General features: G+C 41.6%; 17 protein-coding genes. 7 read left to right on the forward strand and 10 right to left on the reverse strand.

The window, feature by feature from the left end:
* Positions 1-5 precede the first annotated feature (5 nt).
* Together VCA1004_RS03715 and VCA1004_RS03720 are read left to right on the forward strand one after the other, a co-directional pair.
* Entirely contained in the window at positions 6-236 is a 231-nt protein-coding gene (locus VCA1004_RS03715) for a sulfurtransferase TusA family protein (protein WP_086982662.1), read from the forward strand.
* A complete protein-coding gene (locus VCA1004_RS03720) occupies positions 237-1,319 on the forward strand; it encodes an AI-2E family transporter (RefSeq protein ID WP_086982664.1) in 1,083 nt (360 codons plus the stop codon). It abuts the gene before it with no gap.
* A 142-nt stretch (positions 1,320-1,461) separates the two neighbouring features.
* On the opposite strand, the gene bcp is transcribed toward VCA1004_RS03720, so the two are convergent.
* Together bcp and VCA1004_RS03730 are read right to left on the reverse strand one after the other, a co-directional pair.
* Positions 1,462-1,932, reverse strand: coding sequence for a thioredoxin-dependent thiol peroxidase (gene bcp, locus VCA1004_RS03725; protein WP_086982666.1), 471 nt, complete (start codon positions 1,930-1,932; stop codon positions 1,462-1,464).
* Between the two features lie 74 nt (positions 1,933-2,006).
* Positions 2,007-2,555 carry a glycine cleavage system protein R gene (locus VCA1004_RS03730; protein WP_086982668.1) on the reverse strand — a complete coding sequence of 183 codons (549 nt, stop codon included), beginning with the start codon at positions 2,553-2,555 and terminating at the stop codon, positions 2,007-2,009.
* A 224-nt stretch (positions 2,556-2,779) separates the two neighbouring features.
* On the opposite strand from VCA1004_RS03730, the gene dapA reads away from it, so the two are divergent.
* A complete protein-coding gene (dapA, locus tag VCA1004_RS03735; protein WP_086982670.1) occupies positions 2,780-3,658 on the forward strand; it encodes a 4-hydroxy-tetrahydrodipicolinate synthase in 879 nt (292 codons plus the stop codon).
* Positions 3,659-3,706: 48 nt separating this feature from the next.
* Positions 3,707-4,738, forward strand: a complete 1,032-nt coding sequence (gene bamC / locus VCA1004_RS03740; protein ID WP_086982672.1) for an outer membrane protein assembly factor BamC — start codon at positions 3,707-3,709, stop codon at positions 4,736-4,738.
* Between the two features lie 144 nt (positions 4,739-4,882).
* Here bamC and VCA1004_RS03745 read toward each other — a convergent pair whose 3' ends face one another.
* The 4 genes from VCA1004_RS03745 to VCA1004_RS03760 all read right to left on the reverse strand — a co-directional run bounded on the left by VCA1004_RS03745 (position 4,883) and on the right by VCA1004_RS03760 (position 7,449).
* A complete protein-coding gene (locus tag VCA1004_RS03745) occupies positions 4,883-5,161 on the reverse strand; it encodes a hypothetical protein (RefSeq protein WP_086982674.1) in 279 nt (92 codons plus the stop codon).
* Between the two features lie 110 nt (positions 5,162-5,271).
* Positions 5,272-5,958, reverse strand: coding sequence for a M15 family metallopeptidase (locus tag VCA1004_RS03750; protein WP_408646876.1), 687 nt, complete (start codon positions 5,956-5,958; stop codon positions 5,272-5,274).
* Entirely contained in the window at positions 5,955-7,091 is a 1,137-nt protein-coding gene (gene dapE, locus VCA1004_RS03755; protein ID WP_086982676.1) for a succinyl-diaminopimelate desuccinylase, read from the reverse strand. Before dapE ends, VCA1004_RS03750 begins: the two co-directional genes overlap by 4 nt.
* 13 nt (positions 7,092-7,104) lie before the next feature.
* Positions 7,105-7,449: an ArsC family reductase gene (locus tag VCA1004_RS03760; RefSeq protein ID WP_086982678.1), complete on the reverse strand. Its 345-nt coding sequence runs from the start codon at positions 7,447-7,449 to the stop codon at positions 7,105-7,107.
* Positions 7,450-7,731: 282 nt separating this feature from the next.
* On the opposite strand from VCA1004_RS03760, the gene VCA1004_RS03765 reads away from it, so the two are divergent.
* Positions 7,732-8,025, forward strand: a complete 294-nt coding sequence (locus VCA1004_RS03765; RefSeq protein WP_086984626.1) for a helix-turn-helix domain-containing protein — start codon at positions 7,732-7,734, stop codon at positions 8,023-8,025.
* 106 nt (positions 8,026-8,131) lie between these two features.
* Here VCA1004_RS03765 and VCA1004_RS03770 read toward each other — a convergent pair whose 3' ends face one another.
* Positions 8,132-8,470 carry a DUF2956 domain-containing protein gene (locus VCA1004_RS03770; protein ID WP_086982680.1) on the reverse strand — a complete coding sequence of 113 codons (339 nt, stop codon included), beginning with the start codon at positions 8,468-8,470 and terminating at the stop codon, positions 8,132-8,134.
* A gap of 124 nt (positions 8,471-8,594) precedes the next feature.
* On the opposite strand from VCA1004_RS03770, the gene VCA1004_RS03775 reads away from it, so the two are divergent.
* The gene (locus tag VCA1004_RS03775; RefSeq protein ID WP_086982682.1) at positions 8,595-9,065 is read left to right on the forward strand and encodes a DUF2919 domain-containing protein; all 471 of its coding nucleotides are present in this window, start codon (positions 8,595-8,597) and stop codon (positions 9,063-9,065) included.
* A 55-nt stretch (positions 9,066-9,120) separates the two neighbouring features.
* Positions 9,121-10,023 carry a Dyp-type peroxidase gene (locus tag VCA1004_RS03780; protein WP_086982684.1) on the forward strand — a complete coding sequence of 301 codons (903 nt, stop codon included), beginning with the start codon at positions 9,121-9,123 and terminating at the stop codon, positions 10,021-10,023.
* Between the two features lie 419 nt (positions 10,024-10,442).
* On the opposite strand, the gene crr is transcribed toward VCA1004_RS03780, so the two are convergent.
* Genes crr through VCA1004_RS03795 form a run of 3 tightly spaced genes read right to left on the reverse strand, consistent with a single transcriptional unit; the run spans position 10,443 to position 13,047 of the window.
* Complete coding sequence (crr, locus tag VCA1004_RS03785) at positions 10,443-10,952, reverse strand: PTS glucose transporter subunit IIA (RefSeq protein ID WP_086982686.1); 510 nt, start codon at positions 10,950-10,952, stop codon at positions 10,443-10,445.
* Between the two features lie 52 nt (positions 10,953-11,004).
* A complete protein-coding gene (gene ptsI / locus VCA1004_RS03790; protein ID WP_086982688.1) occupies positions 11,005-12,729 on the reverse strand; it encodes a phosphoenolpyruvate-protein phosphotransferase PtsI in 1,725 nt (574 codons plus the stop codon).
* A 60-nt stretch (positions 12,730-12,789) separates the two neighbouring features.
* On the reverse strand, positions 12,790-13,047 hold the full coding sequence (locus VCA1004_RS03795) for an HPr family phosphocarrier protein (protein ID WP_086982690.1): 258 nt from the start codon (positions 13,045-13,047) through the stop codon (positions 12,790-12,792).
* Between the last annotated feature and the right edge of the window lie 72 nt (positions 13,048-13,119).

Genomic DNA, 13,119 nt, shown 5'->3' on the forward strand with positions numbered 1-13,119 from the left:
GACAAATGAAAGACAATTGCCTGGATTTACGAGCTGAACGTTGCCCTATGGCACTGCTGTTAGCCAAGCGGCATAGCAAAACGTTACAGCAGCATCAGAGTTTAACCATTTTATCTCACGATCAGGCTTCAGTAGTCGATATGACTCGCTATTTTAGCCAATACCCATATTCAGTAGAAGTACAACAGCAACAAGCTGAGTGGACTTTATTGGTGACAAAAAAGGAACAACGTTAAATGTTTGACATGATAGTTCATTGGTATAAACGACGGTTCTCTGACCCACATGCGGTAAGCTTAGTGGCGATTTTATTGTTTGGTTTTATTACTATTTATTTTTTTGGGCATTTAATTGCACCGTTACTGATAGCAATTGTTTTAGCGTATTTATTGGAATGGCCCGTGAATCGTTTAACCAAAATGGGGTTACCTCGTCTTGCCAGCGTTGCGGTGGTAGTGAGTGCTTTTATTGGTTTGATGTTGTTGGCGTTATTTGGTCTTATCCCAACTATCTGGCGACAAATTGCTAGTTTATTGAATGATATGCCGAATATGTACGCGACCTTTCAACGCTACATCGCCACGTTACCACAACGCTACCCTGACTTAGCTGATTTGCAGATTATTGAAGTGATTATGCATAACGCTCAAGCAAAAATCTTAGGGATGGGCGATGCGATTTTAAGTGGCTCAATGTCGTCACTATTAAGCATTGCTACCTTAGGTGTGTATTTGGTCCTTGTACCGTTACTGATTTTTTTCTTGTTAAAAGATAAATCAGAATTACTGGCCATTTTAAGTGGAGTATTGCCACAAAATCGTCGCTTAGCCACCAAAGTATGGGATGAAATGCACAGCCAAATCTCCAATTACATTCGCGGTAAAGTCGTTGAGATTGTGATTGTTGGCGTGGCAAGCTATTTGGTCTTTTTCTTCTTTGGTTTGCGCTACCCTGTGTTATTGGCAGTGGCAGTTGGGTTTTCGGTCTTGATCCCTTATATAGGCGCAGTAGCCGTTACTGTCCCAGTGGTCTTAGTGGCTTTATTCCAATGGGGCCTAGGTTCACAATTTTATTGGGTCATTTTGGCCTATGGGATTGTACAAATGTTGGATGGGAATGTATTGGTGCCAGTTTTATTTTCAGAAGCGGTTAACTTACACCCGGTTGCCATCATTGTTGCGGTATTAGTATTTGGTGGATTATGGGGCTTTTGGGGAGTGTTTTTTGCGATTCCATTAGCGACCTTAGTCAAGGCAGTTTGGCATGCGCTACCCAGTACAGAAGAAAACGATAAACACAATCAAAGTAGCTATTATTAAGCGAAAAGTCGTTATTGCTGATGAATAAAAAATGCCCAACTTGCTGGGCATTTTTTGTTATTTAACCTCAATGGTGGATAAGAGTGTCACAATAACAACCCGAATCTACAGATATACAAATGCTAAAATAGCTATCAGATAACTAGGCTTGTTCATTTAAATAATTCAGCACAACTTCATGATGATCTTTCGTTTTGAATTTATTGAAGACATGCTCAATAACGCCATTCTCATCAATTAAAAAGCTGATACGATGCAGTCCGTCGTAGACTTTACCCATGAATTTTTTCTCGCCCCACACACCAAATGCTTCGGCAACACTGTGGTCTTCATCTGAGAGTAAAGTGAAGTTTAAGTTATCACGTTCAATAAATTTACCCAGACGTTTTACCGGGTCAATACTGACGCCCAATACCACAACATTTTTGTCAGCTAATTGCTGTTGAATATCACGTAAGCCTTGAGCTTGTACCGTACAACCCGGTGTCATGGCTTTAGGGTAAAAGTAAAAAAGAACTTTCTTGCCACTAAAATCGGTCAACGAGACGGTGTTGCCATCTTGATCAAGCAAAGAAAATTGTGGTGCAGGGGTGCCTGCCGTTAGCGTTTGCATATCGATTCCTTTTTATGGTCTGTCACTTTCTTGAGTGAAATGTCTTGAGTTAAATCGTGTGAGCCATCGACGCATCAGTCTGCTTTGGGATGGATTTGTAGTTCACCTGAGACGGATAAGGTGCTACAGAGTTTTTCAAACGAGGCTTGCAGGGCTTGAATGTCGATGTCTAACTCGGTTAATCCTGAAATAGAAATGTGGAACTGATCGGAGAGCGCATCATGCGTATTGTCCGGGGCTTTGAGCGTTTGTGCGCTTAAGGCTGAAATATTGATGTGATGATTGGAAAAAAATTGAGTGAAGGCTTCGGTTAACCCCACTCGGTCTTCTGATTCAACAGTACATTCTATTTTGTAAGTATATTGGGGGACTTGATGAGGCGCGGTACGCTTCATGACGACCATAAGATCGTGTTCAACACTGATCGAAGGCAGTAAATTTTCAATTCGCGTAATGGTATTGGTTTTACCCGACACCAACATAATTAAGGTGAATTCTTTGCCGAATAACGCGATGCGACTATCGACAATATTGCCACCGGAGTGTGTAACGACTTGCGTTAAATGATTACAGATTCCTGGACGATCGGTTCCGACGGCAGTAATGACTAAATGATGAATCATAAGCTCAGCATCCCAATTGAAATAACCTAAATATCATACCATGAAAGACAGGTAAGTGATTCAGTATACGCGAATCCATCATTTGATCGAAAAGAGTTGTTTAACTTGAGAACTTTGCCTCATGTCATTATTTCGTTGTAAATGCTGAGAAAGGCTGGCTGGGTGCTTGTCTTTATTAAGGAGGTTAAAGTAACATGCAGTAATCATTGGATAAGGAGAAAAACATGTTCTCAAAAAGTATTGTTGCATTAGTTACGCCTTTTAATCATCTCGGTGAAGTTGACTACGATAGCCTAAAAAGCCTAGTGGAATATCACATAAAGTCAGGTTCAAATGGCATTGTTGCAGTGGGAACGACGGGCGAATCGGCAACACTCACAGTGGAAGAACATGTGAAAGTTGTAAATAAAACCGTAGAGTTTGCGGCAGGGCGTATTCCTATTATTGCCGGTACGGGAGCAAATGCTACACATGAAGCGGTGACCTTTAGCCGTTTATTGAACAATTCTGGTGTAGCGGGCTGCTTAAGCGTCACGCCATATTACAACAAGCCGACACAAGAAGGTTTATACCAGCACTATAAAGCGATTGCTGAAGTCAGTGAAGTTCCGGTGATTCTCTATAATGTACCCGGCCGTACTGGCGTTGATTTGTTGCCTGAAACGGTAGGTCGTTTATCTAAACTGGATAAAATTGTCGGCATTAAAGATGCGACAGGGGATTTGTCTCGTGTTGAAAAATTCCGTGAACTTTGTGGTGAAGATTTTATCTTACTAAGTGGCGATGACGCGACAGGCTTAGATTTTGTTAAGCTCGGTGGTGATGGTGTGATTTCTGTGACCAACAATATTGCCGCGGCAGACATGGCTCAAATGTTTCAATTAGCGGCAGATGGTCAGTTTGAAGAAGCTGAGAAAATTAACCAAAAATTGATGCCTTTACATAAAAACTTATTTGTTGAATCTAGCCCGATTCCAGTGAAATGGGCCGCTCATCAGATGGGGTTAATTAAAGAAGGCGATTTACGTTTACCATTAACCGTATTATCTGAGCCTGCTCAAGTTATCGTTACACAAGCATTAAAGGATGCCGGTATTCAATAAGATGGACCTGAAGCTTTTTTCAGGTTTCTTATCAGGAGTTGTATTTACATGAAATTCTCTCACCAGCTGGTGATTAGCTCGTTAGCGGTATTGGTATTGTCGGCATGTGCTGGCGATCCTGAAGAACGTCGTCAGGCAAAAGATGATTTTGCTTATTTAGATACCTCGTTAGATCAGCAATGGAAAAGTTTGCCAGATGCGCAACCTCAGTTTTACCCTCAATATAATGTTCCGCAAGGTAACTTTTCTGGCAACTTAGGCCCTGCTGTTGATATTCGTGCCCCACAACAAGTGTTAGAGCTTATCCCTGGTGCTCGAATTGAAAAACAAGATAGCGACGTGACCGTATGGTTAATTAGCCAAGACGAGCTAGACAAAGTTTGGACTATGATTCACCGAGTGGCGGATGAAAAACAGATCGCGTTACGTAGCGATACGGCGACCTCTTTAGAAACCGATTGGGTGAATTTGAGTGCTCAAGATGAATCTTACCCAATTGCGGGTCGCTATGAGATTGAGCGCTTGCAAGCCGGGGGGCGTTATGGCTTTCATGTTTCCTTGGTGGAATGGAAAGAAAATGGTGATGAGATTCAGTTAACACCAGAGATCAAAGATCGTTATTCCAGCACTATGGTTAACTACATTACGACTCAATACGACAAGCAAGTAACGGAAGAAGCAAGACTGCGAGCTTTAGAATTGATTAATAATATTCCGGTCGTTATGGGTAAAGACCGCAGTGGCTTACCGGTGATTATTGCTCGTGCTCCGTATGATTTGTTATGGACTAAACTGGATAAGACATTACCATCGATTGGTTTTACGGTAGAAGATAAGAACCGCTCTCAAGGTATGATGGATACCGATTATAAAGCGCCTGAAGATTCAGTTTGGCAGCAATTAGGGGTTGAACCATTAACGCTAAATAATAAGAACTACAGTTTCTTATTAGGTGACTTGGATAACCGTACGTCGATCAACGTGACCGATGATGATGGTAAACCACTTCCAGAAGAACAGCTGCAAACCTTGATCCCCGTATTGCAGGCGTTGTTTGATAACGATAAACAACATAAATAACCTCATCAACGGCGGATAACGAGAAATCACGCTATCCGCAGTTAAGGTTAAACAATACCACCACCTATTAAGTGGATGAAAAGTACAAAACCCTGTATAGCTTGCTGGCCATACAGGGTTTTTTATGAGGTGGAGTTTATCGATTTATTTTTGAGGCGGTTCTTGCTCATGAGAAGAGTGAGGCGTCTTGTCTTTATCTTCATGAACAGTTGGATTTTCATGGACAGCTTGATTCTCATGAGCTGCTTGCCGGTCTTTCTCTTTATAAATCTCTATCAGTTTATCTAAATCGGATTTTTGTTTTGGGTTCTTGCGTATTAAATGAGAGTTACCTAGGTATTTCATGGAAGCTAAGTTACCAATGATAAAGACCACGATAATGATACTGATGACCCAAGGATTGAGTAACCATTCGACATTCATATTATTCACCTATGATGAGCGGAGCTGACCGACAATGACAGAGTGTGACCAATTCTATCAGTTTAAGAGAGTTCAACCTAAGCCACTGTGAGCATAAGCTGAGTTTTAGTTTATGCTTGACTAATATTGACAATAAAGCGCTTGTATAGGCTTTCAGCATGCTCAGAGACGAGCTTTGAGCCTAGGAATGGATGCTGTTCCCAAACGTGTTGTAATTTTTCGACAGTGAGTTGCTGTAGCATCGTTTGGCCAGTTTGAATATGGCTGATATGCCAAGGTTCAATCGCTACCCCATTGCGATCGGCTTGATAAGGGCGATAAAAGCCAAATTGAGGCAGGTACTCGTTAAGCCATTGGTTAAATTCAGCTTGATGCCCAGTTAAATATTCCCATGGTTCGAGTTTGAGACTGACTTCTGAGGGGAGGCAATTACGTGCATACACATCCAGCTCACACCCCCAATGATGACGGCTGGCTCCGGGTAAAGCCGACCAACGCATAATCGCATAGACTTTTTCCAAATCGGATAACCGGTGAGGATCAAGTGGCTGGCTATGGTTATCGAGAATAGGGCGTTCGCCAGAAAATTTACCATTCCAGATCAATGCTTGGCGAGGGTAATCACGAAAGCTACTGGCGATAGAAAATGCAAAGCCATTCACTTGAGCCTGTTGGATCAACCCCTCTAACTGCGGTTTTATCTGTTTATGCACTAAAAACGTTTTCTCTCCCACGAGGATTGACGTTAAATGGGTTTGAGTTAATCCGGTTAATTGCTCAAGTGAATAGTTCATCATGATGCTAGACAATTCTCTAAAGTTTTTTGATACATATCGGTCAGCTTTTCTAGGTCGGCAATTTTCACACATTCATTGACTTTATGAATGGTGGCATTGACGGGACCTAATTCAACCACTTGGCTGCCCATTTGTGCGATGAAACGACCATCCGATGTGCCCCCCGTGGTCAGCAGTTGCGCTGGTTGATGATTCACCGCTTTTACTGCAGCGACCACCGCATCAATTAATGGTCCGGTATCGGTTAAAAATGGCTGTCCGCTTAAAGTCCATTTTAGATCATAGTCAAGACCATGAGCATCTAAGATAGAGTGGACTCGGCGTTTAATTTCTTGATCGGTCAACTCTGTGCTAAAGCGAAAATTAAACTGGACGTGAAATTCTCCAGGGATAACATTCGAAGCACCAGTCCCGGCGGCCACATTGGGGATTTGGAAGCTGGTCGGTGGAAAATAAGCATTGCCGTTATCCCAGGTGGTGGAGGCTAATTCGGCCAAAGCAGGCAAGGCTTGATGGACTGGATTATTGGCTAAATGTGGGTAAGCCACGTGCCCTTGAATACCTTTAATGGTCAAGTCGCCAGTCATCGAACCTCGACGGCCATTTTTAATGACATCACCCACTTGGCTAGTGCTAGAGGGTTCCCCGACAATGCACATATCAATAATTTCATTGCGTGCCATTAAGGTATCGACAACACGAGTGGTGCCATTGATGAAAGGCCCTTCTTCATCAGAGGTGATGAGAAACGCAATAGAACCTTGATGGTTAGGATGCTCTGCAATAAATCGCTCAACGGCGACGACCATACAAGCTAACGAACCTTTCATATCAGCCGCACCACGCGCATGTAAATAACCATCAATCACCGTCGGCTCAAACGGGGGAGTATGCCATTGGTCCAGTGGCCCTGACGGAACAACATCAGTATGGCCTGCAAAAGCAAAGAGTGGTGCTTTGGTGCCACGGCGGGCCCAAAAGTTTGTCGTATCTTCAAACACCATGACTTCAATTTCAAAGCCTAATGCTTGCAAACGTTCGATCATAAGATCTTGGCAACCAGCATCTTCAGGTGTCACCGATTGACGTTCTAGAAGCTGTTGTGCAAGTTCGAGTACTGGGCTAGCAGACATCCTTGTTATTTCCTTATTTTAATTTTTCATCATATTCAGCGGCTTTAAATCCAATTAGCGCGACCGATTCACTCAGTAATATTGGACGTTTTATCATAGCAGGGTGTTCCACCAATAAAGCGATCGCCGCATGTTCATCCAGTTGATTTTTTTGCTCTTCAGTCAGTTGACGATACGTTGTGCTGCGTTTGTTGACGACTTTGTCCCAGCCAAATGTTTGACAAAATGCAGTGACGAGTTCCGGGGTAATACCATCTTTACGGTAGTTATGAAATTGATAGTCAATGCCTTCGGACTCTAACCACTTTTTGGCTTTTTTTATGGTGTCACAATTTGGGATACCGTACATGGTAAGCATATAGTTTTCCTGTTTTATCTGTTTTTTTAATGAGTTACTTCTATTAAAAAAGCGAACTTGCTGATGCTCTGTCAACGTAAGCGATAAATTCATATCTCAATAAAGCATGTAACGAATCGTACACAATTGAACGTTTTAATGCACATTTTTCCGTGTAAATGAACAAAGAATTTTGTGGGATTCGATTCCAATTGATCCTGAGCAAAAAGACCGCTATTTATCTGAGGATAATGGATAACAGTGATTTTACCGATCCAATGGGTCATTGTTGAGGATGAAGCTGTGGAGTTAAGCCCGGTATTTGCAAGGCGTTTGTATATTGCTTTGCTAATAAAAGATGTTGATCGCCCAAATGTGCCGAAATTGATGGCGATAACAGGTTGGCCAAGAAGGACCATTCAGGATGTGTTAAAAGCCTTGCCGGCCATTGGTATTGATTTATCTTTTGTGCAAGATGGTCGCCGCCATAATGATGGCTATTATACTGTCAATAACTGGGGGCCATTTGATGTCCGAGTACTCAAAAAATGGAAAACAGATATTGCGAGCTTTTTGAGCCTGCCTGCCAAGCTGTAATCGGGGCCCCCAACAGGCAGCGCTATTGGGGTATTGTGATAGCTGCGCCATATTTTACGCACGGTAGTTTGTTTTAGGCACAGTAGTTTGTTTTAAGCACCGTAATTTATTTTAAGAGCAGTAAATAACTGATAAATCCAACCCAACTTACGAGCAGCAGTAACCAAGGAAGAAGCGTAGGCTGAGAGCGTGGTGAGGACTCTTCTGTGTGCGCAGGTAAGTCTTGTGCGGACTTAAAGGCATTTTGAGATTGTTTTTTACGTAGCTTATCGGCTTCTCTGAGTTTTTCTTTATGCTGCTTTTTGTATAAAGCGATGCCTTTTTCTATACCTTGAGCGATAAGTTTAGTTTGTTCTTTTGTTTGACCTGGCTTTTGAATCGATTTCGCAACGGTTAATGCATCTTGCTGAGTTTGCGGAGAGATATTTTTCTTGTTTACTTTCATTTTATTGCGCTTATTTTTTGGTAAAGTAACGGTCGATTGATTGAGGCTGATTCAATGATGATACATTGGAGTTAATGCCTAGATTAACATAGGTAAGAGTCACAACAGAGGATAAACTGATAAAGTGCAATATGCCGTCACGTACCGATTAGAAGATTATGATAAACAAGGGTTTTTAAAGCCCAGTCTTTGGTTATGGTTTGGTTGGCTGTTTTTAGCGAAAGCTTGGGTGGTGTTTATTGTTGCCAGTGCCAGCCGTACGATGAGTGCGACTTTGCTAGAAGTTATTTATCCGCTGACAGATAGTTTATACTTGGGGCTAATCGTTGGTTTTCCCATTATTATCCTCGCTTGGAGTATGCCTTTAAGAACACCGGAACGGCAATGGTTAAATAGGCTATTGTCTTTTGGTCGAGAATATACGGTTTTGGTTGTGTTGGTACAAATGGGATTAACCTTTTACCATCTCTCTATAACCCAATGGCAGTTTAATTGGAGTGATGCGATTACCCTATTAGGCCTTGTTTGGCTGTTGATATTCTTACTGCAATCAAAACGGGCTCGAGATACCTTTACCACGCCACAACTGAATTAAATCAATAACTGTACTTTGTTGAGTGAGTACATCAATAAAGATTAAGGAAACATGCATGTCACAACCACAATCGGCAATTATTCCAGAAGCCAGCCCATTTTCATTGAAGTGTTTATTGAAAATTAAAAGCAATCACACTCATGTATTAGAGCAACTAAAAGCGCTTCCTGAGTTAGTTGCATTGTTAAATAAAGAGCAAACAGGGGCGAATTTATATCTGTCTCTTGCCTTTACTCACGCGTTTTGGAAAAAGACAAACCAAGCGATGCCAGAAGAGTTAGAATCTTTCTGTGAGCTAGGACAAGGTGATGCCTATGCTCCTGCAACCGATGTGGATGTGTTAATACATTGCCATTCTACCCGTCATGATCTGCATTTTTATGTATTGCGTAAATTACTCTCTGAGATCAGTGAAGAGGTTGAGGTTATCGATGAAACTTACGGTTACCGCTATTTAGATAGCCGTGATATGACCGATTTTATTGACGGTACTGAAAACCCAGAAGGGGATGAGCGTCGTGCTATTGCTGTCATTCCTGAAGGTGAGTTTGCTGGTGGTAGCTATGTGATGGTGCAGCGTTATGTCCATAACTTACCAGCGTGGAGCCGTTTAAACGTTGCAGCACAAGAAAAAGTGATAGGTCGTACTAAGCCAGATTCAATTGAACTGGATAATGTACCTGCGCAATCACACGTGGGCCGTGTAGATATCAAAGAAGAAGGTAAAGGTTTAAAAATGCTCCGTCATAGCCTGCCATATGGTTCGGTGTCTGGAGAGCATGGTTTGCTATTTATTGCCTATTGTAATCGCCTACATAATTTTAAAGTATTACTAGATAGTATGTTTGGTGAAACGGATGGTAAAACCGATCACTTATTACGCTTTACCAAAGCCGTAACAGGGGCGTACTTCTTTGCGCCATCAGAAGAGATGTTAGCGAGCTTAGAGTTAGTCTAGTTCGTTGTAATGATCATCGAAGGGCAGCAAAGACAATTTTGCTGCCTTTTTTTTGGTAGTTAACCTCAGATGCGGATAACTAGAAGTCATTCAATACCGCATTTTGGGCATCTAGCTTCGTTAAAATCAATGCAATAGGCCAGCTATTGACTTATGATTTTGCCTTGTTAGCTATCCCAATTTGCAATATTGAGAGAAAGTAACCAACCCTATGTACCTGATATATCTTTTATATATCGTAAGGTTAGAATTGTTGTTGTGACACTCTTATCCGCAGTTGAGGTTAGTTAAAATATCTGATCACTGAATGAGCTTAGTTGGTATTAGTGTGATTGGTATCAAAAGCAGAAAGATAAAAAATAAAGATATAAAAAAACGCTGCCCGAGAGCAGCGTTTTTTGTATCACTGAGTAAGAAAATTACTTAGTGATACGGATAACCGGAGTTTCACCAACAACAACGTTACCAGAAAGCTTATTAAGCTCTTTGATTTCGTCCATGTTAGAGATAACAACTGGTGTTAGTGTTGATTTTGCATTTTCTTGTAAGTAGGCAAGATCGAATTCGATAACTGTGTCACCAGCTTTAACAGTTTGACCTTCTTCAGCGATACGAGTAAAGCCTTCACCTTTTAGTTCAACAGTGTCGATACCAAAGTGAACGAACAACTCGATGCCATCGTCAGACTCGATAGAGAAAGCGTGGTTAGTTTCAAAGATTTTACCGATTGTACCGTTTACTGGTGCAACCATTTTGTCACCGTTTGGCTTGATAGCAACGCCATCACCAACGATTTTTTCAGCGAAAACGACATCTGGCACGTCTTCGATATTTACAATTTCACCAGAAAGTGGTGCGATGATTTCAATCGCGCCTGCGTCAGCTGTGTCGTCAGATACTAGCTTCTTAAGTTTGTCAAACAGACCCATGTCTTGCTCCTAAGCAGTTAACTTTTTAATCTTTAACTAAAAGATTATATTCTTAATTCGATTTTTCTGCGATAAATTTATCAACGCAGGCTTCGATTTCTGCCGCAGTTGGTAAGGCAAGCGCTTCTTCAGCCATTGCTTTAACTTCTGCGTAGTTTGAGTTACGGATGATTTTCTTCACGCGAGGGATAGAGATACCGCTCATGCTGAATTCATCTAAACCCATACCCAGTAGAAGTAGAGTAGCACGTTCGTCACCTGCTAGCTCACCACACATACCTGTCCATTTGCCTTCTTTGTGAGATGCATCAATAACTTGCTTAATCACAGTCAGTACAGCAGGAGAGAGTGGGTTGTACAAGTGAGAAATCAACTCGTTACCACGGTCAACAGCCAGAGTATATTGGGTTAAATCGTTTGTGCCAATACTAAAGAAAGAAACCTCTTTAGCTAGGTGATGTGCAATTGCTGCTGCCGCTGGGGTTTCAACCATTACACCGATTTCTATATTCTCATCAAATGCCAAGCCTTCGCTACGAAGTTCAGCTTTGTATTCTTCAATGGCCGCTTTCAGTTCACGGATCTCTTCAACAGAGATAATCATTGGGAACATGATGCGTAGCTTGCCGTGAGCAGAGGCACGTAAAATACCACGTAATTGGTCTTTTAAGATTTCGCGACGGTCTAAGCTAATACGGACTGCACGCCAGCCAAGGAATGGGTTCATTTCTTGTGGCAGGTCCATGTATGGAAGATCTTTATCACCACCGATGTCCATAGTACGGATAATCACCGCTTGGTCACCCATGGCTTCTGCAACTTCTTTATAGGCTTGATATTGCTCTTCTTCAGTCGGAAGGGCATCACGGTCCATAAATAGGAATTCAGTACGGTATAGACCAACACCTTCACCGCCGTTACGAATAATACCGTCACAGTCTTTCACTGTACCGATGTTACCGCATACTTCGACATGATGTTCATCTAAAGTGACTGCTGGTAAATCTTTCAATTTCGCTAATTCTTCTTTCTCAGCTAAGAAAGCATCACGAATTGATTTGGCTTCTTGAAGCTCAGCTTCAGAAGGGTTAACGATCACTTTATTATTGATAGCATCAAGAATGATGGTGTCACCATTGGATACTTTCTTAGTGATGTCGTTAGTACCTACAATCGCTGGTAGCTCAAGAGAGCGTGCCATGATTGAGGTGTGAGAAGTACGACCACCAATATCACATACGAAACCAAGTACGTATTGTAGGTTGATTTGCGCGGTTTCTGATGGTGTTAAATCGTTAGCAACAAGAATCACTTCTTCGTTGATAGCGCTTAATGAAACAATGTGAATGCCTAAAGCATTTTTAACAAAACGTGTACCAATATCACGGATATCGGTAGCACGTTCTTTAAGGTAGTCATCATCAAGAGACTCAAGTGCAGTAGCTTGTTCTTCGATTACAGTGTGAATCGCAAGATCTGCTGACATTTTGTCAGATTTGATGAGGGCTAAAATTTCTTCTTCTAGCTCTTCATCTTCAAGCAACATGATATGGCCTTCAAAGATTGCTTCTTTTTCTTCACCAAAAGTTTCAAGTGCTTTTTGTTTAATACCTTCTAATTGCTCAGAAGATTTATTACGAGCATCAAAGAAGCGTTTTACTTCTGCTTCAACTTGATCGTCCGAAATAGGAGTTTTATTTAGGACAATTTCATCTTCTTGAAGAAGTAGTGCTTTACCGAAAGCAATACCAGGAGATGCTAGAATTCCAGAAATCATAGCCTTACCTTAATTTGTTCAAATATAAAAAGTACAATTACAGCTAATCACGCGTGGTGATTAGTGTAGCTCATCCATTAGAGCCACTAGGTGGTCAACTGCTGCTTCAGCTTGTGGGCCTTCTGCAGAGATAGTTACAACAGTGCCTTTTACTAGACCTAGAGTTTGTAGTTTGAAAAGGCTCTTAGCACTTGCGCTTTTGCCATTAGAAGTCACTGTGATATCAGCATCAAATGCTTTAGCTTCTTTTACGAATTGCGCAGCTGGACGAGTGTGAAGGCCGTTTTCTGCAGTGATTTCTACTTGCTTCTGATACATGTGTGTTACCCCGATTAATTTGCTTTTTGTTGGAAACTGAAAGTAGTTTAGCTTACCTTCTTATTTATCGCT

This window comes from Vibrio aphrogenes (genome assembly GCF_002157735.2).
In the GTDB taxonomy this organism is placed as follows: Bacteria; Pseudomonadota; Gammaproteobacteria; order Enterobacterales; family Vibrionaceae; genus Vibrio; species Vibrio aphrogenes.